This window comes from Halobacillus sp. Cin3, from assembly GCF_947311855.1.
Taxonomy (GTDB): domain Bacteria; phylum Bacillota; class Bacilli; order Bacillales; family Halobacillaceae; genus Halobacillus; species Halobacillus kuroshimensis.
The window spans coordinates 66,821-87,874 of the sequence record NZ_CAMZMV010000008.1 but is presented as its reverse complement, the minus strand read 5'-3'; the positions used below and the strand labels follow the sequence as shown (position 1 = coordinate 87,874).

The window sequence follows — 21,054 nt, the reverse complement described above, 5'->3', positions numbered from 1 at the left end:
CATGCCGAACACAGTAGTTAAGCTCTTCAGCGCCGATGGTAGTCGGGTTTACCCCCGTGAGAGTAGGACGCTGCCACATTGATTCTCTTTCCTTATTGTTTTGAAGACTTTTATGATTCCAACGTAGCTCAGTGGTAGAGCAATCGGCTGTTAACCGATCGGTCGTAGGTTCGAATCCTACCGTTGGAGCCATAGTGGAGAGTTGTCCGAGCTGGCCGAAGGAGCACGATTGGAATTCGTGTAAACCGTTACCACGGTTTCGAGGGTTCGAATCCCTCACTCTCCGCCATTAACATTGGCCCGTTGGTCAAGTGGTTAAGACACCGCCCTTTCACGGCGGTAACACGGGTTCGAATCCCGTACGGGTCACCACTATGGAGGATTAGCTCAGCTGGGAGAGCACTTGCCTTACAAGCAAGGGGTCGCAGGTTCGAACCCTGCATCCTCCACCATATTTTAGCCGGCCTAGCTCAACTGGCAGAGCAACTGATTTGTAATCAGTAGGTTGGGGGTTCAAGTCCTCTGGCCGGCACCACTTTTCAAGTGGAGGGATAGCGAAGTTGGCCAAACGCGGCGGACTGTAAATCCGCTCCCATCGGGTTCGTAGGTTCGAGTCCTACTCCCTCCACCATTTTTATTTTAATGTTTCATAAGAAGCTGACTTAATCATCAGCTATTTTTTATGAAAAAATTCCACATGATTGTATAATATTCTTAAGATGGTTATACTAATTTTGTACTTGTTGGGCCATAGCCAAGCGGTAAGGCAACGGTTTTTGGTACCGTCATGCGCTGGTTCGAATCCAGCTGGCCCAGCCATATTTCCTTTAAGAATAAGACTACCATGTGTTGAGCATATTCTATATAATGAGCGCAATGCTCATAAAAAAACGAGTATCATTTTCCTTAGGAGCCATTAGCTCAGCTGGTAGAGCATCTGACTTTTAATCAGAGGGTCGAAGGTTCGAATCCTTCATGGCTCATCTCTTTTTCGCGGGAGTAGTTCAGTGGTAGAACACCACCTTGCCAAGGTGGGGGTCGCGGGTTCGAATCCCGTCTCCCGCTCCATATGGGGCCTTAGCTCAGCTGGGAGAGCGCCTGCTTTGCACGCAGGAGGTCAGCGGTTCGATCCCGCTAGGCTCCACCATTACATAGAACGAAATAGATCCTGATGATCTTTTATACGATAGAAAGCCTGACATTGACTTTGTCAGGCTTTTTTTATATCTGGTCATCCGATGGTTTGGCAGGAAGCTTGTAAACATGCATGATTACCACTATAAGGCAGGAAATAACGTATATATATACACAATGATGTCCAGTTGAGTCATCTTTAATAAAACGGATACAATGAAAATAGTGTTAAAAGGAGGAACTTTAATGAATAAACAGCTTTCAGTAATCGGAGTACCCATGGATCTTGGTCAAATGCGCAGAGGAGTCGATATGGGTCCAAGTGCTATCCGGTATGCAGGGATGGTTGAACGTCTAGAGCAGTTGAGTTATACCATTGAAGATCTAGGAGACATTGAGATTCCTCGTCCGAAGCATCAGACGGATGTAAAGCATGATAACCTTAGGAACCTTCACGAAATAGCTGAAGGAACGAGCAGACTGGCTGAAGCGGTCGATCAGGTCATCGAAAACAACCGTTTCCCTCTTGTATTAGGAGGAGATCACAGTATTGCTATGGGAACTCTTGCAGGAGTCGCAAAACACTACAATAATCTCGGAGTGATCTGGTATGACGCTCACGGGGATTTAAATACAGCGGACAGTTCACCGTCCGGAAATATTCATGGAATGCCGCTGGCAGCAAGTCTGGGGATCGGACATGAAAAGCTTACGGGCATTCATGGCTATTCTCCTAAGATTAAGCCTGAGAACATCGTCATCATCGGTGCCCGCTCTCTGGATGAAGGGGAGAAGGTACTGATTAAAGAGCAGGGGATCAAAGTCTATACGATGCATGAAGTGGATCGTATGGGAATGACTAAAGTCATTGAAGAAACCGTGGACTATTTGAAGGACAGGACAGACGGCGTGCACCTCAGCCTTGATCTGGACGGTCTGGACCCGAATGATGCGCCGGGTGTCGGCACACCTGTTATGGGCGGCCTGAGTTATCGGGAAAGTCATCTGGCTATGGAGATGCTTCATCAATCGGAAATGATTACCTCCGCAGAATTTGTGGAAGTCAATCCTATCCTCGATGAAAAAAATAAAACCGCCGGCGTAGCGGTCGGTTTGATGGGTTCTTTATTTGGAGAAACGCTGAAATAAGTTCGATCATTAACAGTAACCTGCTTTACTTAAGGCGGGTTGCTGTTTTTTATGTTGCACTTCATCATATTCATTAAGAAGCTGATCCAGCTTAACGCTCACCTTGACAACTTCGGGGGATGTTAAGTGATGGAGGCGGGCTAAACGGCTCATTTCCAAACGACAAGCTTCGATTTCTTCTGTCAACGAAGTCACTCGCGTCATGTTTTGTAGTCCTCCTAAGAAATTTTTTACATTTACAGCTTTATATCCGATACTAAAAAAAGTTAAACTTATATTTAGGAAAAAGATATATATTTTTTTATATATTTTTTTGAAACTTTGAGGCGAGGTCATCCGTAAAGGATATCGACCGCACATATAGCGGAGGTATAACAAATGGAAACCATGATAAAACAGAAAATAAAACAAGTGAAAAAGGGAGATCAGGCAGCATTTGAAGACATTGTTTCTTTTTATCAGAACAAAGTCTATCATATATGTCTGCGGATGATCGGGAACTCATACGAAGCTGAAGATCTTGCACAGGAAGCATTTATCCGGGCCTATACAAACCTCCACACGTTTGATGAGCGGCGCAAATTCTCAACATGGCTCTATAGAATAGCCACCAACTTATCGATAGACCGCATCCGGAAGAAGAAGCCGGACTATCACCTCGATGCTGAAGTGAAGGGCACGGATGGACTGGATATGTACTCTCAGCTGGCTGCAGATCAGGCCCTGCCTGAGGAAGAGGTCGAAAGCCTTGAACTGCAGACGTACATCCATAAGGAAATCCTTGCCCTGCCTCCGAAATATCGAAGCGTGATTGTTCTGCGGTATTTGGATGAGCTAGCTCTACAGGAAATCGCCGAAGTCCTTGATATTCCCGTAGGGACGGTGAAGACAAGGGTGCACAGAGGAAGGGAAGCACTAAGAAAACGGCTTCGCCATGTATGAAGGAGTTGAGAGGGAATGAATTGCAGAAAAGAAGCCATTACACTCATGCATAAGTATTTAGACGGCGAACTAAACACAGAGGAAGAACGACGACTGAGAGATCACCTGCAGAGCTGTCCGTCCTGCCAGAGCCACTTTCATGAACTGAAGCGGACGACTACGCTGATTACCAATACATCTCCAGTTTCTGCACCGCCTCGGTTTACAGCAAATGTGATGAACAGTCTCCCAAAGCAGAAAAAACGGAGAAATTATATACGCCGGCTGCAGCAGCACCCGATTCTGACCGCCGCTGCTGTATTCTTTATTCTCATGTTCAGTGGCATTTTCACAGCATGGAATCAGGATCAGCAGGTGACGGTATCCAAACAGGAAAACCTTGAAATCAGAGAGCACACGGTGATTGTACCGGATGGTGTCACGGTTAAGGGGGACCTTGTCGTTCGAAACGGGGACCTGCGGATTGACGGGGCTGTCGATGGAAATGTGACCATCATTAACGGGGACATTCTGGAAGGAACAGCCGGGGAGCCGGGATCAGGGGAACTGAACCGTTCTGATCTCAGAGCCTACTCAGGGGAATTGACCGAAGTGAACCAGATTTATGAATGGGTTTGGTATCATACGAAACAAACCGTGTCAGATATTTTCTCCTTCGGATCCGAACAGGAAGACTAAAGGCAGGATGACATAGGTCATTCTGTCTTTTTTTTGGGTATGATAAGATCAGGACAGGTTCTGATATATTCAAAAAAGCTTATGTGATATAATGGTAAATGTGAATTTTTCAGATTTATTTTATTTAAAAGGAAGTGTAGGCATGCTTGATGGGGGACTGGATGTTTTAGATTACCTGCTGATAACTGTGGATATCGCCCTTGTCTGGTTTGTTGTATATAAATTAATCATGCTGATCCAAGGGACGAAGGCGGTCCAGCTTCTAAAAGGAATCTTCATTATCCTGGGGATATGGCTGCTGAGTAATTTATTTGGACTAACCACACTGCGATGGCTCATGTCACAGGCCATCACCTGGGGTTTCCTTGCTATTATCATCCTATTCCAGCCGGAGCTGAGAAGGGCTCTTGAACAGCTCGGGCGGGGAAGCTTTTTCAGCAGGAATTCGTCAGAGGAAGAAGATACGGAAAAAACACTGCAGGCGATCATTAAATCCTGCAACTATATGGCCAAGCGCAGAATCGGAGCCTTGATTACGATTGAGCGCGATACGGGCATGGGAGACTACGTGGAGACGGGGATCCGGGTCAATGGACATTTATCGAGTGAACTGCTCACCAACATATTCATACCGAATACACCGCTTCATGATGGAGCCGTCATACTTAAGAATGATGAAATCGTAGCTGCTGCCTGTTATCTTCCGTTGTCGGAAAGTCCTTTTATCTCGAAGGAACTTGGAACACGGCACCGGGCGGCGATGGGAATCAGTGAAGTGACAGATGCGCTGACAATTGTCGTATCTGAGGAGACCGGAGCGATTTCCTGTACGAAAAATGGTGAGCTGCACCGCGAGCTCGATCAGGTGAAGCTTGAGGAAATGCTGCGTACAGAGCTTGATTACTCCGCTCCTGCCGTTAAAAGCTGGAACTGGAGGGGGAAAAAGAATGGATAATTGGTTTAAAAGTGTATGGTTTATCCGGATTATCTCACTTCTTTTAGCCGGTCTGCTCTGGGTGACGGTCAATGTCGATAACAACATGGATTCTGACTCGCTGTTTTTCAATGAGACATCGTCAGAATCTGAAACGATGGAAAACATTCCACTTGAAATCCGCTTTGACAGTGAAGAATATGTGGTCAGCGGGATTCCGCAGGATGTGACCGTGACGGTCGAGGGTCCAGCGGGAGCTGTAGCCCCCGTTTCACGTCAGAAGAACTTCAACGTTTTTGTAGATTTGAATGACCTTGGACCTGGGACCCATGAGGTATCCCTCCAGCATTCAGGAATCAGCAGCCAGCTTGCTGTTTCCCTTGAACCGAAAATTATTGAAGTGGAAATTGAAGAAAAGACGACCGAAAATTATGATGTAAGCATCGATTATGCAAATGAGAACAATCTGGACACCAGCCTTGAGCTTGGAACACCGAAAGTCTCTCCGGCTCAGGTGGAGATCACAGGCGCGGCATCGGTCGTTGAACGTGTAGCTTCTGTCAGAGCCATCGTTGATGTAGGCGCGGCTGAAGGTACAGTTGAGCAGGAAGAAGCCCCTGTAAAGGTTTATGACAATCAGGGCAATGAACTGAACGTTCTTGTAGAGCCTGCGGCTGTTGATGTAAGCGTCCCCGTATCCAAACGAACGAAAGAGGTCCCTGTGACGCCGGAAGCAAGCGGCGGTACTCAGGAAGGGGTTCTGATTGAAGAAGTAACAACGGAAGTAGAAAATGTAACGTACCAGGGTCCTGAAGAGGTCCTGGCCGGTATTGAAGAACCTGTTGAAATTCCAGTGGATGTCACAGAAGTGACCGAAGATCAGGTGGTTGACGTTGAGGTACCCCTTCCGGACGGCACGACAGCCGTATCACCGGACACGATTGAAGTCACCATTGACGTCCTTGATGACCAGCAGGGAGAGTAAATCAGAATAATTATACTTAATTGATATGCATAGGACAGAAAGAGAGGTTCGTTGAAAATGGGTAAATATTTCGGAACAGACGGCGTTCGTGGGATCGCCAACAAAGAATTAACACCAGAACTGGCTTTTAAACTAGGACGTTACGGCGGTTATGTTGTAACCAAAGGGGTGGAACGTCCGAAGGTTTTAATCGGCCGTGATACTCGTATTTCCGGCGAAATGCTGGAAGGGGCACTTGCTGCGGGTCTTCTCTCTATTGGAGCGGAAGTGATGCGTCTCGGCGTCATTTCCACACCAGGGGTGGCCTTTTTGACCAAAGCGCTTCAGGCAGAGGCTGGCATTATGATTTCTGCTTCCCACAATCCAGTGGAAGACAACGGCATCAAATTCTTCGGTCCGGACGGCTTTAAGCTGACAGATGACCAGGAAGCGGAAATCGAAGCACTGATTGATGCAGAACAAGACGATCTTCCACGCCCATCCGGTGCGGACCTTGGTCAGATCAATGATTATTTTGAAGGCTGCCAGAAATACCTGCAGCACTTGAAGCAGACCGTGGATTATGATTTTGACGGCCTTCATATTGCGCTTGATTGTGCACACGGGGCGACGTCTTCACTCGCTTCTCATCTGTTTGCTGATCTGGAAGCGGATATTTCCTCTATCGGCTCTTCTCCGGACGGCCTGAATATTAATGCTGGGTTCGGGTCCACGCATCCGGAAGCTCTTCAGGCTCTTGTTAAAGAGAAAAAAGCGGATATCGGACTCGCTTTTGACGGCGATGGGGACCGTTTAATTGCTGTCGATGAGAAAGGAAACATTGTAGACGGCGACCGTATCATGTTCATCTGTGCCAAATATATGAATGAGAAAGGTCTCCTTAACCATTCTACAGTCGTATCCACTGTCATGAGTAACCTTGGATTTTATAAAGCTGTCGAAGCCAACGGCATTAAGAGTGATAAAACAGCTGTCGGCGACCGCTATGTGATGGAAGAAATGCGCCGTGGCGGCTACAACCTCGGAGGAGAGCAATCCGGACACATCATCTTCCTTGAACATAACACGACAGGGGACGGAATGCTTTCCGCCCTGCAGCTTGTAAACGTCGTTAAAGAGACAGGAAAGCCTCTCTCAGAGCTTGCTGCGGAGATGGAGAAGTTCCCACAGGTTTTGAAAAATGTAAAAGTCATTGATAAAAACCGTGTACAGACCCACCCACGTATTCAGGAAGCCATCCAGGCAGTGGAAGAGGAAATGGGAGACAGCGGCCGTGTCCTTGTCCGCCCTTCCGGAACAGAACCACTTGTGCGGATCATGGTGGAAGCTCCGACAGAAGAGCAATGTGAAACTTACTGTAACAAAGTCGTTGCAGTCGTTGAAGAAGAATTGGGTATGGAATAAAGCATGGACGCGCAGCTCTTCACATGAAAGGAGAGCTGCGCATATTCTATTACAAGGTCCTTACAATTCATTAACGCCTCTTATTTTTATTGACCTTTTTCACAAGGCTCAGGTAAAATATGACTTGTGCTTGAAAAATCTGTCGAAATCCTTTTAATAGGGAAAAGCTAAGGGTATCAGATGAGAGAAGCTTTATTTTGAAACAGATAGGGAGGATAGAGGTCATCAATCATTAAAAGCGCCAGGACTGTGCAGATGGAACGTTTCTATGCGCAGTTGACGAGGTGGAGGTTCATCGAGCATTCGGCGGATGCCTCCCGGCTGTGACACTTCAGCCGCAGGTTCAGCTGTAAAACGGAAAGGCGACTTTTCGAACAATACGGCTGGATAAAGTGCAGAAGATATAGATAGTTGAGGGAGAGGGGCAGCGAAAAGCCCCGAGCTTATATTCGTTGCCCTTCTCGTTAATTTAAGGAGGACAACAATAATGTGTGGAATTGTAGGATATATTGGACAACAGGATACAAAGGAAATTTTGCTGAACGGATTGGAAAAGCTTGAGTACCGCGGATATGACTCTGCCGGAATTGCTACCTTGAACGAAAACGGCGTGGAAGTAACGAAAGTCAAAGGCCGTATTGCAGCGCTGCGCGGTGCTGTAGACGAAAACGTAGCATCCACTCACGGTATCGGTCATACACGCTGGGCCACTCACGGAGCTCCAAGTGAAGAGAACGCTCACCCGCACCAGAGTACTTCCGGCCGTTTTACGCTCGTTCATAACGGTGTTATCGAAAATTATGTGGATGTGCGTGACGAATACCTGGCAGGCGTTGAACTGAAGAGTGAAACAGATACAGAGATCATCGTCCAGCTGATTGAAGTCCTGCACAATGAAATGAACGATGTAGCGGCTGCCTTCCGTAAAGCCGTGAAGCTTCTGACAGGTTCCTATGCGATTGCTCTCATTGATCGTGAGAATAAAGACACGATTTATGTAGCAAAAAATAAGAGCCCGCTTCTTGTAGGTCTTGGTGATGATTTCAACGTTGTAGCGAGTGACTCTATGGCGGCGCTTCACGTAACGGATCAGTTCCTTGAGCTGATGGATAAAGAAACAGTGATCGTCCGCCGTGACGGTGTTGAAATTCTTTCTCCTGAAGGTGACGTAGTCACTCGTGAGCCGTTCACAGCTGAAATCGACGCGACAGATATCGAAAAAGGTACCTATCCTCACTTCATGCTGAAGGAGATTGATGAGCAGCCTTTCGTTATCCGTAAAATCATTCAGGAGTACCAGGATGAGAACGACGACATTAAATTGGATGCTGACATCCGCAATGCGATGAAGGAATGCGACCGTATTTACATTATTGCTGCGGGCACAAGCTATCATGCCGGTCTTCTTGGGAAACAGTTCATCGAAAAACTGGCGAATATTCCAGTTGAAGTCCACGTGGCAAGTGAATTTTCCTATAACATGCCGCTTCTATCCGAGAAGCCGTTGTTTGTATACATCTCCCAAAGTGGGGAAACAGCAGACAGCCGTTCCGTTCTTGTTCAGACGAAAGAACTTGGCCACCCGGCCCTGACGATTACCAATGTTCCAGGATCCACCCTCTCCCGTGAGGCGGATTATACACTGCATCTGCATGCGGGTCCTGAAATTGCAGTAGCGTCTACAAAAGCTTATACAGCCCAGATGGCTGTACTTGCGATTCTGGCTGTGGATACAGCCCGCGCTAAAGGAATCGAGCTTGATTTTGACCCGATGCAGGAGCTTGGAATTGTAGCGAATGCTATGGAAGCCTTGACGGATCAAAAAGAAGAGCTGGAAGACCTCGCCCGTGAATATCTGCCGGTGACACGCAACTGCTTCTTCATCGGTCGTGGAATCGACTTTTATGTCGGTCTTGAAGGATCACTGAAGCTGAAGGAGATCTCCTACATCCAGGCGGAAGGATTCGCTGGTGGAGAGCTTAAGCACGGAACCATCGCTCTGATTGAAGAAGGCACGCCGGTTGTAGCACTTGCGACACAGGAAAACGTCAACTACTCCATCCGCGGAAACGTACAGGAAGTGGAAGCACGTGGAGCCAACAGCATGATCATCAGCATGAAAGGTCTGGATAAGGAAGGCGATGCATTTGTCATTCCTCACGTTCATGAGATCCTGACACCGCTTGTATCTGTTGTACCGCTTCAGTTGATTTCCTATTACGCAGCGCTTCACCGTGACTGTGACGTAGACAAACCACGTAACCTTGCGAAAAGTGTAACCGTCGAATAAGACTAAAAAAGCTTCAGAGGAATTGATCCTCTGAAGCTTTTTTTATTCTCCGAACATATAGGTTTTATGATGGTACGATATCGAGAAAGCGATGCCGAGAGCCATCAGGTTTCCTAAGAGGGCACTCCCCCCGTAACTGATGAATGGCAGTGGAATCCCTGTAATAGGAAGAAGCTGCACAGACATACCGATGTTTTGGAAGACGTGGAAGGCGATCATACTGATGATCCCCACCATGACATAGGAGCTGTAATGACTGTTCGCTTTAAATGCGATCGTCGTAAAGCGGTAGATCAGGAAGAAAAACAGGATAATGACGACACACGAGCCGAGAAATCCATATTCTTCAGCGATGATACTGAAAATAAAGTCCGTTTGAGCTTCAGGCAGATACACTTCCCTTTCCCCGAAGCCTTTTCCATACAGCTGCCCCGATCCTATCGCCCGCATGGCTTTGACGAGCTGATAGCCTGAGGAATCTTCATATTTGGTCGGCTGGAACCAGGAATAGATCCGTCCCAGCTGATATTCCTTTACCCCGAGGTATTTATCCAGAATTTGTGGAGCTTGGATCGCCAGCCAGATCAGGCTTGTCCCAAGTGCTGAAATCACAGCGAATATCGGCAGGATGATTTTCCATTGGATTCCGGAAACCAGGATAAAACCTGCAAGTATGGCTAGAAAGACGAGGCCTGTCCCTAAGTCAGGCTGCTGCATGACTAAAAGGAATGGGACGCCTGCAGCGGCTCCCAGCTTAAGAAGGAGCAGAAAGTCTGACTTCAGCGTCGAGACGCTTTTGCTGTTATGATTAACGGCAATTCTTCCGAGAACGAGTATCGTAAAAATTTTAACAAGCTCTGCAGGCTGCAGAGACAAACCTGGCAGGGTGAACCAGCTTTTCTGTCCTTTAATGACAGGAGCGATGGATGATGGTGCCAGGATCAAGGCAATAAGTAAAACAAGACCGAAACCATATAAGTACCAGCTGATCTTTTTAAAATCTTCGGGATCCACGATCATCATAAACCCAATAACGACTCCGCCGACCCCGTACCAGACCAGCTGTTTGAGTACGAAATTCTCATTGTACTGCGTACTTTGCTGAGCGCTGAACAAGGCGACGGAGCTGATCGCAATAAAACAGCAGATAATAAAGAACAGCTGCCAGTCAAACCTTTCTTCGAATTTCATGATTAGTCCTACATCCTCTCGTGTTGGCGACGCATGCAGAATAAGCGTGCTGATGACTATTATAAGCACAGAATTGGGTTTTGAAAAGTGACGGCAGCCTATATTTCATAATAATTTCCTTAGGATCAAGCCATAAAAAAAGAAAGACATCTTTCTTTGTCTTTCTTAAAACGAACAGGTGAACAGGCGTTGGAATTTCATATAGTTATACATCGTACGGGCGTGACGTCCTTCACGGGTCCGTGGGTTCTGGAGCTGTCCTAAACGACGAATGAAAGCATCATCACAATAACAGTAATTCTTTGTATAGCGGTAGCACTCATCATGAGCTTTACAGGCAGCATCGACGGCATTGACCGGCTCTCCCGGTCCGCTGCATCCAGGACCGCAGTATTTGTAACCGGGAAACACACAAAATCCAGGGCGGCGTGCAGGTCTTCTTCGTCCAGGCATAGAATCACCTCCATATCCATGATCTGATGATAGTGTATGCTCAAAGCGCCGGTTTGGAGTGGTCACCTGTTTACCTATGTTTAAAAAGGGAAGAAAAGAGATATAGTTTTGTATAAAATTGTAAGGAGGAGATTCCATGGCACATGAAAAATATGAGAACTTGATTCAAAAGCTTCATCAATGTATGGAAGCCTGCAGCCACTGCTTTGATGCCTGCCTTCAAGAGGAAGATGTACAGATGATGACCTCCTGCATCCGTCTGGATCGTGAATGTGCAGACATCTGCGGATACTTAGAACAGGCGATAGCAAGAAACTCCCCATTTACTGCTGAACTTGCTGGTGTTTGCGCAACGATATGTGAAGCATGCGGGGAGGAATGTCAGAAGCATGATCATGAGCACTGCCGTGAATGCGCCAAAGCGTGCTTTGAATGCGCGGAAGCCTGCAGGCAGATTGCATAAAACTCCACTTTACGGTGGAGTTTTTTTATGAGAACGAGGGAGTGACTCTGCCTCAAAAACCGTTCCAGGATCCTCAGGCAGAGGCATGACATTGAGGAGAATGGGATATAACACTAATACGAGTCATTTTAAAGGAGGCACTTCTATGACCTACAAATCTGTCATCTTAGGAACAGGACCGGCTGGTTTGACAGCCGCCGTCTATCTTGCACGCGCAGACATGGAACCCTTGGTGATCGAGGGACCTGAACCTGGAGGTCAGTTGACCCTGACCACGGAGGTGGAGAACTTCCCCGGTTTCCCGGATGGCATCATGGGGCCTGAACTTATGGATAATATGAAAAAGCAGGCGGAACGGTTCGGCGCTGTTTTTAAACGGGGCTGGGTAACAGATGTCCAGGTGGATCAGCGGCCATTTACCCTTCAGGTGGATGGCATCGGCGAAATACAGACGAAAAGTCTGATTATCTCCACGGGGGCTTCCGCCAAACTTCTCGGTATTCCCGGCGAGAAAGAGAATATCGGAAAAGGAGTGAGCACTTGTGCAACCTGTGATGGGTTCTTTTTCCGTGGGAAAAAAGTTGTGATCATCGGCGGCGGCGATTCGGCGATGGAAGAAGCCACCTTCCTGACCAAGTTTGCGAGTGAGGTACAGGTCATCCATCGGAGAAATGAACTGCGTGCTTCTAAAATCATGCAGTCGCGGGCACAGGAAAATGATAAGGTGACATGGGCTTTAAATAAAACGCCGGTGGAGATGGTCTCAGACGGGATGAAAATTTCGGGCATCAAAGTGAAGGATAATGAAACCGGTAAAGAGGAAGTTATCGATACAGATGGGATTTTCGTTGCCATCGGTCACAATCCAAACACAGATTTTCTAAAAGGAAAGCTGGATATGGATGAGAAGGGTTATCTCCTTGTTGAACCAGGGACGACCAATACGAATATCCCCGGCGTCTTCGCCTGCGGGGACGTCCAGGATCAAAAGTACCGTCAAGCCATTACAGCAGCCGGGACAGGATGTATGGCTGCAATGGATTCTGAACGCTTCCTGGAAGGCGAAGCGGCTGTCGATTGGAGCCAGAACCTTTCTTAATAAAAGACTGCCCTGGAAGGGGCGGTCTCTTTTTATTTCCAGATGCATGTATTTGAATATTTTGGAATTAGTAGGTAGAATACAATCACTGAACGTGTAACGAAAGAAAGGAGAGGGAAGCTTGATTTGGCAGCAGACGAACGGATTATTTCTGCAGCGTTTCGATCAGCTTGGGGAAAGATCATGGAGAGAAGACTTTTCTTACAAGCTGATCTTTTCGCCTGCGGGTAAAGGAAGGTATCAGACGAAGTTTGGAGACATGTCCATAGAAGAAGGAGCATTTCTTCTAATGAATCCAACTGCACCACATAAACAGCTGCATGCATTTCAGGAGAAATTTCTTGTTGAACTGCACCCATTCTTTATTCAAGAAGCGGCTGCAGAACTCTCGATCCATGCACCAGTGGAGTTCGCAGAAGTTTCTTATAAGCACCCGCTGTTTCTCCAGTGGTTGTCATTTGTCAGAGGATATCTCACAGATCATCAGGATCAGAGCTCTGACCTGCTGCTGGATCATGCACTTACACAACTGGCCGTGCTCATGGTGGAATACGGTGCTGGATCTCACCAGGTTGATCTGCCCGTCAGCCGTTATTCGGATCCTATTCGGCAATTGATGGCTGTCCTTAAGGAGGGATACACCACAGCATGGACGCTTGATGACATGGCAGTGGCTGCACAGGTGAACAAATATCAGCTGGCTCACTGGTTTAAAAGAGAAACCGGCCTTGCTCCCTATTCATGGCTTCAGCTGTACCGATTAATCCGCAGCCAGCCTGACCTTCTTTATACAACAGAGAGCATCCTCACCCTCGCCTTGAAGCATGGCTTTTCCAGTGTGTCCTCCTACCATGCCTTATTTAAAAAAATGTACGGGAAAACGCCGACTCAACTTCGTCGATCCTATCAACATCCATAGGACGATTGTGAAAAAAGGAATCAGCATGAGAGCCCCGCTGACCATCATTAATGAGGGAGTGGAAAGTATGGATGTCAGCAGCCCATATAAGAGCAGGGACAATGTATTTGAGCCGTATAGCAGTACAGCATTTGTACTGAAGGCGCGCCCCATCTTCTCTTCCGGGACAAGCTTTTGTATTAAGTAGACGCGGGCTAGACTTGCGGTTGGCAGCCCTATTCCAATGAGAATCGTTCCGATAAAAAAATGACCGGGGCTGTAAAACACACCGAGATAAAAGAGACCGAGTCCCCACAAGCAGGCTCCTGTAATATAATGTTTCAATGAAAAAGACCTGATGAAAAAGGGAATACATAAATTCGTGATGATCACGACAGCTCCAAAAACGCCTTTAATCATGCTGTAAAGCTTCTCACTTTCGCTGGTCAGCTCTTCAAGAGCCAGCAGTATACCAACCTCCCACACCCATGTATTCAGGAAGACCGTATAAAACGTGAGAACAAACAGATGCCTCACGCGGACTTTTCCAACCATCCAAGTTAAAAATTCATAGATAGAGGAAAAGATGAACTTAGGGGAAGGGAGACGCTTGTTGGATTCCTTTAAGTGAAGTTTGGATAAAACGAATGCACTCAAAAGGTAGGTGCAAGCATCCAGTGTAAAAAAATGAATGACGCCTGCGGTTTGGATAAGGGCTGCAGCAGCTACCGGTGTGGCAATAGTAATGCCACGAGTCAGTGTGTCATAAAGGCTGTTGGCCGCGGAGCGCTCCGCCTCTGTCGTTACCATAGGCAGGACGGAGCGGTGGGCAGGGTTGAAAAAACATCCGGCGGATTGAATCAAAAAACTGGATGCAAAGAGCACAGAAAAGGAAAGCATGTTCATCATCTCCAGAGCGACTACGGTAAGCATAAGAGGTACACGAAGAAGGTCCAGTGTTACAAGTAGTCGTTTTTTGGGAAGGGCGTCCGCCACTCCTCCTCCGATCAGTCCAAAAAGTAAATAAGGGATGGTTTCAGCTAAAGCAATGCCTGTTGTATGAAGAGCTGATCCGGTTAAATCGTATGCCAGAAATAAGAAGGCCATGGCGGATAAGGAATCCCCAAGCTTTGAAACCGCTCCTGCTGTCATATAGAAACGAATATCAGGGTTGTTCCACAGAGTTTTATACATAGGTTCACCTCCCCTTTTATCGTAAGGGAGAGAATGGAAAGAATCGTCTGAAATATTGGTGGGATCTCAAGCAAGATTCATAATGACGGAGGAGGTACTTGTGATGGGCGAATATGTTCGTGACATTCGTAAAAAAATCGGTTCCCGTCCACTGATTACAGCCGGATCCACCATCATCGTACAAGGTGAGCGGGGCAGGGTGCTGCTTCAACTTCGTTCAGATACAGAAGAATGGGGACTTCCCGGCGGAGCTCTTGAGCCGGGAGAGACGCTGGAGGAGACCGCCGCACGGGAATGGAAGAAAGAAACCGGCCTTGCCGTATCTTCCTTGACCCAGATTGGAACGTTTTCCGGTGAAGACTATTACTTTCAATACCCGAACGGTGATGAGGTGTACAACATCATTACAGTCTTCCTGGCTGGTAAGACAAAGGGGACAGAAAGCATCCCGGATCATGAAACATTGGAACTTGCTTACTATCCGCTGTGTGAGCTGCCGGAACACCTGGATGAACGAGCACGGTTGATCTTGAAGGAGGTTCCATAGTGAAGAGGGTCATGATTCTTGGTGTATCGTCCGGCGTGGGCAAGTCCACGCTGGCCCGGGAAATGGGAAAACGTCTTGATCTCCCCGTTTATCATCTGGATGCTCTTCACTGGGAGCCGGGGTGGAAGGAAGCGGATCCTGACGTTTTTGCCGCCCGTCAAAAGGCGGTCACAGCCGGAGACGAATGGATTATCGAAGGGAACTACCGGCCCACCTATAACATCAGGGCAGCGCGGGCTGATACGATCGTCTATGTGGAGCTGCCTCTACGTGTCTGCCTCTATCGTGTCCTCAGACGCTGGTGGCAGTTCCGCGGACGTTCACGACCTGATCTCGGGGCAGGATGTGAGGAGCGTCTGGACTATGGTTTTCTATCATTCGTTGTGACCACATACCGCAGGCGTAAAAAGGAAATGCAGGAGCGGCTTTTGAAATTTCAATTGGAGAATCCTTCAAGAGAGGTTATCCAATTGAAAAATAAGCGGGAGATCCATGCTTTTCTGGACGATGTGAGCCGTTGAGCTTGTATGACTGGTGGCAGAAAAGGGGACGATGTTAAAGAATTGTCATAGAATCCTCAGGCTTCTCTTTAGAAAAAAGGGTGTCTTTCCTTTATAATAAAGGTAATGTGAAAAACTTCACAAAAAATACGTGTAAGGAGTTTTCTATAGATTATGAAGCATCTCAGCCGCTTTGCTTTTGCTGATCGAAAAGGGATGACGCTGTTAATCCTTACGTCTCTTCTCATCGGAGCCAGTGTTATCGGTCAATCCTATTATTTCGTTGCGATTGTGGATCGGATTTTTCTTGGTCAGCAAAGCCTCCAGGATGTTCTGCCTTTGTTTGCCGGGCTGTTTCTCGTGTTGGCTGGACGTACTCTCTTCACATGGCTCAATGGAAAAACCGGCATACGTCTTGCTTCGAGAGCCAAAGAGCATTACCGGCATCGTCTGATTGAAAAAATGTCCAGGCAGTCGATTTCCACATCGGTGACCGGGCGGTCCGGACAAAAGGTGAGTGTACTCATGGATTCCGTGGATGAACTGGACGGCTATTTCAGCCGCTATATTCCACAAATGATCCAGACCCTCATTATCCCTGTGATGATTTTGGCCGTTGTGTTTTCCGCCCACCTTTATTCCGGGCTGATCATGGTAATCACAGCTCCGTTTATACCGATGTTCATGGCGATCATCGGTGTGATGACGAAGAAGAAATCGGAAGATCAGATGGAGAAGCTTTCGGCTTTTTCCGGACAGTTTCTGGATACCCTCCAAGGACTTGTTACGTTGAAGCTGTTCAACCGCAGCCATCGCCAGCAGGAGGAAATTGAATCGAGCAGTCTCGGATTTAAAACGGCTACGATGGAAGTGCTGAAGGTGGCTTTTGTGTCCTCCCTCATGCTTGAATTCATCTCCATGCTCAGTATTGGTCTGATTGCTCTTGAGATTGCCATCCGGCTTGTTGTGTATGAAAGTGTTTCTTTTTTCACCGCTTTTTTCATTTTAATTCTTGCACCGGAATTTTACTTAACACTGAAGGAGTTCGGCAGTGCGTTCCATACGGGACGTGGAGCTTCCGGGGCCTCCAAGCAGCTGGAGGAGACGCTGAACGAAGAGGACCATTCGTTGGTATGGGGAGATCAGGAGCTTACGTATGAACAGCCACCGGCCTTGTCTCTCCGTGCTGTTCAGTTTCAGTATGAGGAAGGATTCGCTCTTGATCCAGTATCGGTGGACATTCCAGCAGGGAGTCATCTGGCGGTGGTCGGAAAGAGTGGATCAGGCAAGACAACCCTGCTCAACATTTTTTCGGGACTGCTTGCTCCTTCATCTGGTGATGTGGACGTGAACGGACGTCCGCTCTATTCGTATAAAGAAACGGACTGGTTCAACGGTGTCAGTTACATCTCCCAGCACCCGTATCTTTTTTCAGGTACCATTGCAGAGAATATGGCGATCGGAGTTCCCGGCGCCTCCAGAGAAGAAACGGCCCGTGCGGCGGAGAAGGCAGGCCTTTACCAGCTCCTTGAGACGTTGGAGGATGGATTGGATACATCAATCGGTGAGGGCGGAAGAGGTTTATCCGGCGGGGAGAAGCAGCGGATTGCGCTGGCCCGTGCCTTTTTGAAAAAGCCTTCCGTTATTTTGTTTGATGAGCCGACGACAGGGCTGGATGTGAAAACAGAGACTGTCCTTCAGCGCTCCATTCAAGAGCTGTCGGAAGCGGCGACTATGATTACGGTCGCCCACCGCCTCCATACGATTCAGGCGGCCGATCAGATTCTTGTACTCGATGAGGGACGTGCTGTGGGTACAGGCACCCATGAACAATTAAAAGCCGAGCTGCCTCTATATCGACAGATGGTCACAATACAGAAAGGAGGAGAGGAGGCATGAAGGATCTCAAAGAAGTCATTCGTCTCGTTACGCTTGAGAAAAAAGATATTCTCCTGTCGATTCTCTTTGGTTTTCTCGCTGGTCTCTCTGCTGTAGGCTTGTTTGCTTCCAGCGGGTACTTGATATCCAAAGCGGCACTGCTACCTCCTTTATATGCGCTGACTGTCCTGATTGCTTTTTTAAAGCTGTTTGGGTTTGCCAGGGCGCTTGGCCGGTACGCCGAGCGGTACTTTTCCCATAGAGCGACCTTTTCGATCCTGAGCCATCTGCGGGTTACGTTTTATAAGCGTCTGGAACCGATCGCCCCGAGGCTGTTTCAAAAGTATCGGAGCGGAGACCTGCTTGCACGGATTGTCGGAGACGTGGAAAGTCTGCAGAACTTCTTTTTACGAGTGTATTATCCACCCGTCGTGCTCGTCATCATTTTCTTAGGGACAATTGTGTTCACGTCCATCTTTTCGCTTCCTGTGGCCGTGGTTCTGCTGCTCGGACTCGTTGTAACGGGACTGGTGATCCCGGCCTGGTACAGTGTGAAGCAGAGGAAATCGAGCCGGTTTGTCCGCGAGTCCAGAGGACAGCTTTCTACAGAGGCCACTGAATTCATCTATGGATTCAGAGACTTGAAAATTCATCAACAGCTTTCTGAAAAACAGGAGATGCTGCAGCAGGCTTCGCACCTTTACCTCCAACAGCAGGAGAAGGACAGCCGTGAGATGCTTGCCAGCCACTCCTGGAACACGTTTGTGACGCTGATGGTTTCATGGGTCGTCCTGGGCCTCGGAGCGTTTCTCGTTTCTTCCGGGGATTTGAACGGGTTGTTCCTTGCGATGCTTGTCATGATTTCCCTGACTGTTTTTGAAAATGCGGCACCTATGGCTGTTCTGCCTGCGCATTTGGAGGACAGCCGGAGGGCATCTGCCCGGTTATTTTCCCTGGTGGATGAAGAAAAAACAGAGAATGGGACAAAGGAAATGGATGCTTCCCATGCACCGTCTATCAGGATGGAGAACGTCAGCTGGCGGTTTCCTGAAGAACCGCGCCAGGCGTTGACGGATGTTTCCTTTTCCATTCCTGCCGGCAGTAAAACAGCCATCGTAGGAGCAAGCGGCTCAGGGAAGTCGACGATCTTCCAGCTGCTGTTGAAATTCCATGCGGCAGATGCGGGCGTCGTGAAAGTCGGTGGAGAGGATATCCGGACCCTTGATGAAGAGAGTCTCTGGGCCCACACCAATGTGATGCTGCAGGAAAACCACTTTTTCTTCGGTACCATCCGTGACAATTTAAGTATGGCAAATGAAGGTGCTACGGAGGAGCAGCAGCAAGCGGCTCTTGCTTCTACAGGGTTGTCCTTTTCCCTCGATAAACAAGTCCTTGAAAAAGGAGAGAATTTATCAGGAGGGGAAAAACAGCGTCTGGCGGCTGCTCGTGTCTTTTTGAAAGGGAAGCGGCTGTGGCTGCTCGATGAACCGACCTCTTCGGTGGACACGTTGACGGAGAGAAGCATTTACGACCGCTTATTCCGGCAGGCTCAAGATGATACCGTCATTCTGATAAGCCACCGACTGAACGGATTGGAAAAGATGGACCAGATCATCGTTATGGAAGAAGGGGAAATTCAGGAATCCGGATCCTATGAGGACTTAATGAGCCGCCGAGGTTTATTTTATGAAATGAAACAGATTGAGCAGACGATTCTTGCTTGAATGAAAAAAGGCCGCCACACAATTGTGGCGGCTGTTTTAAGTTCGTTTGAGATAAGACATAAGCGTGATTCCCTTAGTAATAGTATGGATATGGATAAGGGTAGTAATAGGGATACGGACGGAAAGCGTACGGGAACAGAGCTAACGTGGCGAGACCGGCAATCGGATAAATGCCTCTTCGGAACCGGCGGGCCCTTCTGCGTCCATATCCATACTGGCGTTCATCCATCACCTGCCCTTGCTCATCGACCACGACGTCTTCGCTGATCAGGATAGTGAAGCTGTCTCCGGAAACGTCTACGAGGATCCCATCAAAGGACCGGCCATCCTCCATCTCGACCATCACGTGAAAGTGCTTCATCTTTTTACAATCGCTGTACCCCGGTTTGGAAGGGGTTTGTGGATGACGTTCTTCAGTCATTGAAACCAACTCCTCACCACCCATGATATTCACCCAGCCCATTTTTGTGACTCTTTCTCTACATAAGAAAACGTTATCATTTTATGGGAACTTCTAGTAAACTGAAGATAAATCTAAGGGAGAGGTGAGCCGATTGGAAAAGAAAGCACCCACAGCATTAGGGGAGGATCTGTATCTGATTGACGGTTATGATTTAGGTTTTGAGGGACGTACAGGTACATATGTATTCAAAGAGGAGTCTCCGACGTTGATTGAAACCGGACCGAGCCCATCCATTCCATATGTGCTGGCTGGACTATCAGATCTGGGGATCCGCCCCGAGGACGTGGCGTCGATCATTTTGACTCATATTCATCTGGACCATGCCGGCGGGGTGGGGCTGCTTTTGAAGGAATGCCCCAACGCTGAGGTGATTGTCCATAAGAAAGGGAAACGCCACCTTGTCGACCCCTCCAGACTGGTGAAGGGAGCACGTATGGTGTACGGGGACGTGTTTGATCAGCTGTTCGACCCTGTCCTTCCTGTTCCGGAAGAAAGGCTGGTTGTAAAGGAAGAGGGGGAGACCTTGAAGCTGTCAGATAACCGGACATTGACGTTCTATGACAGCCCTGGTCATGCCAGCCACCATCTCGCCGTCTACGATTCACGAAGCAGAGGGGTATTCACCGGTGATACCGCAGGGATACGCTATCATCAGGTGGAGGACCGGATGGAACCATTCTTCCTTCCTACAACCTCTCCCAATCAATTTGATCCGGACGTGATGATTTCCTCGATGGAAAAGATGGAGAGCCTTCATCCCGAACGCTTGTATTTCGGTCATTACGGGGCATCGGACCATCCTGAACAAGCGTTTGATCAAGTGAAGAAATGGATTCCTGTTTTCGTAAGTGAAGCGAAGGACGCTCTGGAACAGGGAGAAGGGACGGAGGGGATACAAAAGCGGCTTCATCTGCGTGTGTCCGCCTACCTCAACCGAAATGGCGTTCCCGATGATCACCCGGTATACCAGCTGCTTCAGCTCGATTTTGAAGTGTGTGCCATGGGGCTTGCAGATTATCTCCAAAAACAAAATGTCTGACCTCTTGATCTTCGTTTGGTAGATCCAGGGAGCTTTCTATGTCCGTCCTTCGGAAAACTTTTTGAAACCAAAGAAGGACGGATACGTAA

At 48.0% G+C, this 21,054-nt stretch carries 20 protein-coding genes and 10 tRNA genes; 25 read left to right on the top strand and 5 right to left on the bottom strand.

Translation table 11 applies throughout. The annotated features are described in order from the left end of the window. Window positions 1-117 precede the first annotated feature (117 nt). From QMA39_RS18330 to rocF, 11 genes are all read left to right on the top strand, one after another. Window positions 118-192: transfer RNA gene (locus tag QMA39_RS18330), tRNA-Asn, on the top strand. A 4-nt stretch (window positions 193-196) separates the two neighbouring features. Next, window positions 197-289: transfer RNA gene (locus QMA39_RS18325), tRNA-Ser, on the top strand. A gap of 8 nt (window positions 290-297) precedes the next feature. Beyond that, window positions 298-372, top strand: a tRNA-Glu gene (locus tag QMA39_RS18320). A gap of 4 nt (window positions 373-376) precedes the next feature. After that, window positions 377-452 (top strand) — tRNA-Val (locus tag QMA39_RS18315). A 7-nt stretch (window positions 453-459) separates the two neighbouring features. Next, window positions 460-535 (top strand) — tRNA-Thr (locus QMA39_RS18310). A gap of 10 nt (window positions 536-545) precedes the next feature. Then, window positions 546-631, top strand: a tRNA-Tyr gene (locus QMA39_RS18305). A gap of 113 nt (window positions 632-744) precedes the next feature. Further along, window positions 745-819: transfer RNA gene (locus tag QMA39_RS18300), tRNA-Gln, on the top strand. Between the two features lie 91 nt (window positions 820-910). Next, window positions 911-983: transfer RNA gene (locus QMA39_RS18295), tRNA-Lys, on the top strand. Between the two features lie 10 nt (window positions 984-993). Then, window positions 994-1,068: transfer RNA gene (locus tag QMA39_RS18290), tRNA-Gly, on the top strand. A gap of 3 nt (window positions 1,069-1,071) precedes the next feature. Beyond that, window positions 1,072-1,147 (top strand) — tRNA-Ala (locus tag QMA39_RS18285). A 233-nt stretch (window positions 1,148-1,380) separates the two neighbouring features. After that, complete coding sequence (gene rocF / locus QMA39_RS18280) at window positions 1,381-2,283, top strand: arginase (RefSeq protein WP_206936225.1); 903 nt, start codon at window positions 1,381-1,383, stop codon at window positions 2,281-2,283. Window positions 2,284-2,292: 9 nt separating this feature from the next. Here rocF and QMA39_RS18275 read toward each other — a convergent pair whose 3' ends face one another. After that, a complete protein-coding gene (locus tag QMA39_RS18275) occupies window positions 2,293-2,487 on the bottom strand; it encodes an aspartyl-phosphate phosphatase Spo0E family protein (RefSeq protein ID WP_027953319.1) in 195 nt (64 codons plus the stop codon). 174 nt (window positions 2,488-2,661) lie between these two features. Here QMA39_RS18275 and sigW point away from each other — a divergent pair, with 174 nt between their 5' ends. The 6 genes from sigW to glmS all read left to right on the top strand — a co-directional run bounded on the left by sigW (window position 2,662) and on the right by glmS (window position 9,516). Next, the gene (sigW, locus tag QMA39_RS18270) at window positions 2,662-3,225 is read left to right on the top strand and encodes an RNA polymerase sigma factor SigW (protein WP_027953318.1); all 564 of its coding nucleotides are present in this window, start codon (window positions 2,662-2,664) and stop codon (window positions 3,223-3,225) included. Window positions 3,226-3,240: 15 nt separating this feature from the next. Continuing rightward, the gene (locus QMA39_RS18265) at window positions 3,241-3,903 is read left to right on the top strand and encodes an anti-sigma factor (protein ID WP_027953317.1); all 663 of its coding nucleotides are present in this window, start codon (window positions 3,241-3,243) and stop codon (window positions 3,901-3,903) included. 142 nt (window positions 3,904-4,045) lie between these two features. Beyond that, window positions 4,046-4,858 (top strand): diadenylate cyclase CdaA, encoded by an 813-nt coding sequence (cdaA, locus tag QMA39_RS18260; RefSeq protein WP_027953316.1) that lies wholly within the window; start codon window positions 4,046-4,048, stop codon window positions 4,856-4,858. Beyond that, the gene (locus QMA39_RS18255) at window positions 4,851-5,822 is read left to right on the top strand and encodes a CdaR family protein (RefSeq protein WP_281659507.1); all 972 of its coding nucleotides are present in this window, start codon (window positions 4,851-4,853) and stop codon (window positions 5,820-5,822) included. The genes cdaA and QMA39_RS18255 overlap by 8 nt, the downstream gene beginning before the upstream one ends. A gap of 57 nt (window positions 5,823-5,879) precedes the next feature. Continuing rightward, window positions 5,880-7,226, top strand: a complete 1,347-nt coding sequence (glmM, locus tag QMA39_RS18250; protein WP_027953314.1) for a phosphoglucosamine mutase — start codon at window positions 5,880-5,882, stop codon at window positions 7,224-7,226. Window positions 7,227-7,713: 487 nt separating this feature from the next. Beyond that, entirely contained in the window at window positions 7,714-9,516 is a 1,803-nt protein-coding gene (glmS, locus tag QMA39_RS18245; RefSeq protein ID WP_027953313.1) for a glutamine--fructose-6-phosphate transaminase (isomerizing), read from the top strand. Window positions 9,517-9,558: 42 nt separating this feature from the next. Here glmS and QMA39_RS18240 read toward each other — a convergent pair whose 3' ends face one another. Both QMA39_RS18240 and QMA39_RS18235 read right to left on the bottom strand, forming a co-directional pair. Continuing rightward, window positions 9,559-10,707: an FtsW/RodA/SpoVE family cell cycle protein gene (locus tag QMA39_RS18240; protein WP_027953312.1), complete on the bottom strand. Its 1,149-nt coding sequence runs from the start codon at window positions 10,705-10,707 to the stop codon at window positions 9,559-9,561. 165 nt (window positions 10,708-10,872) lie between these two features. Beyond that, complete coding sequence (locus QMA39_RS18235) at window positions 10,873-11,160, bottom strand: phospholipase (protein ID WP_281659506.1); 288 nt, start codon at window positions 11,158-11,160, stop codon at window positions 10,873-10,875. A gap of 136 nt (window positions 11,161-11,296) precedes the next feature. Here QMA39_RS18235 and QMA39_RS18230 point away from each other — a divergent pair, with 136 nt between their 5' ends. The 3 genes from QMA39_RS18230 (at window position 11,297) to QMA39_RS18220 (ending at window position 13,641) form a co-directional block, all read left to right on the top strand. Further along, entirely contained in the window at window positions 11,297-11,623 is a 327-nt protein-coding gene (locus tag QMA39_RS18230; RefSeq protein ID WP_027953310.1) for a four-helix bundle copper-binding protein, read from the top strand. Window positions 11,624-11,768: 145 nt separating this feature from the next. Further along, on the top strand, window positions 11,769-12,722 hold the full coding sequence (gene trxB / locus QMA39_RS18225) for a thioredoxin-disulfide reductase (protein WP_281659505.1): 954 nt from the start codon (window positions 11,769-11,771) through the stop codon (window positions 12,720-12,722). Between the two features lie 121 nt (window positions 12,723-12,843). After that, the gene (locus QMA39_RS18220) at window positions 12,844-13,641 is read left to right on the top strand and encodes an AraC family transcriptional regulator (RefSeq protein WP_281659504.1); all 798 of its coding nucleotides are present in this window, start codon (window positions 12,844-12,846) and stop codon (window positions 13,639-13,641) included. On the opposite strand, the gene QMA39_RS18215 is transcribed toward QMA39_RS18220, so the two are convergent. Beyond that, the gene (locus QMA39_RS18215) at window positions 13,579-14,814 is read right to left on the bottom strand and encodes an MFS transporter (RefSeq protein WP_281659503.1); all 1,236 of its coding nucleotides are present in this window, start codon (window positions 14,812-14,814) and stop codon (window positions 13,579-13,581) included. The genes QMA39_RS18220 and QMA39_RS18215 overlap by 63 nt on opposite strands. Window positions 14,815-14,917: 103 nt before the next feature. Here QMA39_RS18215 and QMA39_RS18210 point away from each other — a divergent pair, with 103 nt between their 5' ends. The 4 genes from QMA39_RS18210 to cydC all read left to right on the top strand — a co-directional run bounded on the left by QMA39_RS18210 (window position 14,918) and on the right by cydC (window position 19,463). After that, window positions 14,918-15,361, top strand: coding sequence for an NUDIX hydrolase (locus tag QMA39_RS18210; RefSeq protein WP_281659502.1), 444 nt, complete (start codon window positions 14,918-14,920; stop codon window positions 15,359-15,361). Then, window positions 15,361-15,882 carry a topology modulation protein gene (locus QMA39_RS18205; RefSeq protein WP_027953306.1) on the top strand — a complete coding sequence of 174 codons (522 nt, stop codon included), beginning with the start codon at window positions 15,361-15,363 and terminating at the stop codon, window positions 15,880-15,882. Before QMA39_RS18210 ends, QMA39_RS18205 begins: the two co-directional genes overlap by 1 nt. A gap of 153 nt (window positions 15,883-16,035) precedes the next feature. After that, on the top strand, window positions 16,036-17,760 hold the full coding sequence (gene cydD, locus QMA39_RS18200) for a thiol reductant ABC exporter subunit CydD (RefSeq protein WP_281659501.1): 1,725 nt from the start codon (window positions 16,036-16,038) through the stop codon (window positions 17,758-17,760). Beyond that, window positions 17,757-19,463, top strand: a complete 1,707-nt coding sequence (cydC, locus tag QMA39_RS18195; protein ID WP_281659500.1) for a thiol reductant ABC exporter subunit CydC — start codon at window positions 17,757-17,759, stop codon at window positions 19,461-19,463. Before cydD ends, cydC begins: the two co-directional genes overlap by 4 nt. Window positions 19,464-19,536: 73 nt before the next feature. Here the strand turns inward: cydC and QMA39_RS18190 are convergent, their stop codons facing one another. Then, window positions 19,537-19,884, bottom strand: a complete 348-nt coding sequence (locus QMA39_RS18190; protein WP_206936212.1) for a hypothetical protein — start codon at window positions 19,882-19,884, stop codon at window positions 19,537-19,539. A 133-nt stretch (window positions 19,885-20,017) separates the two neighbouring features. On the opposite strand from QMA39_RS18190, the gene QMA39_RS18185 reads away from it, so the two are divergent. Beyond that, the gene (locus QMA39_RS18185) at window positions 20,018-20,965 is read left to right on the top strand and encodes an MBL fold metallo-hydrolase (protein WP_027953302.1); all 948 of its coding nucleotides are present in this window, start codon (window positions 20,018-20,020) and stop codon (window positions 20,963-20,965) included. The last annotated feature ends 89 nt before the right edge of the window (window positions 20,966-21,054 follow it).

What these genes read in the sequence shown, in the direction of transcription:
- rocF (WP_206936225.1), top strand. Translation starts at nt 1,381, where the DNA reads ATGAATAAACAGCTTTCAGTAATCGGAGTACCCATGGATCTTGGTCAA.
- QMA39_RS18275 (WP_027953319.1), bottom strand. Translation starts at nt 2,487, where the DNA reads ATGACGCGAGTGACTTCGTTGACAGAAGAAATCGAAGCTTGTCGTTTG.
- sigW (WP_027953318.1), top strand. Translation starts at nt 2,662, where the DNA reads ATGGAAACCATGATAAAACAGAAAATAAAACAAGTGAAAAAGGGAGAT.
- QMA39_RS18265 (WP_027953317.1), top strand. Translation starts at nt 3,241, where the DNA reads ATGAATTGCAGAAAAGAAGCCATTACACTCATGCATAAGTATTTAGAC.
- cdaA (WP_027953316.1), top strand. Translation starts at nt 4,046, where the DNA reads ATGCTTGATGGGGGACTGGATGTTTTAGATTACCTGCTGATAACTGTG.
- QMA39_RS18255 (WP_281659507.1), top strand. Translation starts at nt 4,851, where the DNA reads ATGGATAATTGGTTTAAAAGTGTATGGTTTATCCGGATTATCTCACTT.
- glmM (WP_027953314.1), top strand. Translation starts at nt 5,880, where the DNA reads ATGGGTAAATATTTCGGAACAGACGGCGTTCGTGGGATCGCCAACAAA.
- glmS (WP_027953313.1), top strand. Translation starts at nt 7,714, where the DNA reads ATGTGTGGAATTGTAGGATATATTGGACAACAGGATACAAAGGAAATT.
- QMA39_RS18240 (WP_027953312.1), bottom strand. Translation starts at nt 10,707, where the DNA reads ATGAAATTCGAAGAAAGGTTTGACTGGCAGCTGTTCTTTATTATCTGC.
- QMA39_RS18235 (WP_281659506.1), bottom strand. Translation starts at nt 11,160, where the DNA reads ATGCCTGGACGAAGAAGACCTGCACGCCGCCCTGGATTTTGTGTGTTT.
- QMA39_RS18230 (WP_027953310.1), top strand. Translation starts at nt 11,297, where the DNA reads ATGGCACATGAAAAATATGAGAACTTGATTCAAAAGCTTCATCAATGT.
- trxB (WP_281659505.1), top strand. Translation starts at nt 11,769, where the DNA reads ATGACCTACAAATCTGTCATCTTAGGAACAGGACCGGCTGGTTTGACA.
- QMA39_RS18215 (WP_281659503.1), bottom strand. Translation starts at nt 14,814, where the DNA reads ATGTATAAAACTCTGTGGAACAACCCTGATATTCGTTTCTATATGACA.
- QMA39_RS18210 (WP_281659502.1), top strand. Translation starts at nt 14,918, where the DNA reads ATGGGCGAATATGTTCGTGACATTCGTAAAAAAATCGGTTCCCGTCCA.
- cydD (WP_281659501.1), top strand. Translation starts at nt 16,036, where the DNA reads ATGAAGCATCTCAGCCGCTTTGCTTTTGCTGATCGAAAAGGGATGACG.
- cydC (WP_281659500.1), top strand. Translation starts at nt 17,757, where the DNA reads ATGAAGGATCTCAAAGAAGTCATTCGTCTCGTTACGCTTGAGAAAAAA.
- QMA39_RS18190 (WP_206936212.1), bottom strand. Translation starts at nt 19,884, where the DNA reads ATGACTGAAGAACGTCATCCACAAACCCCTTCCAAACCGGGGTACAGC.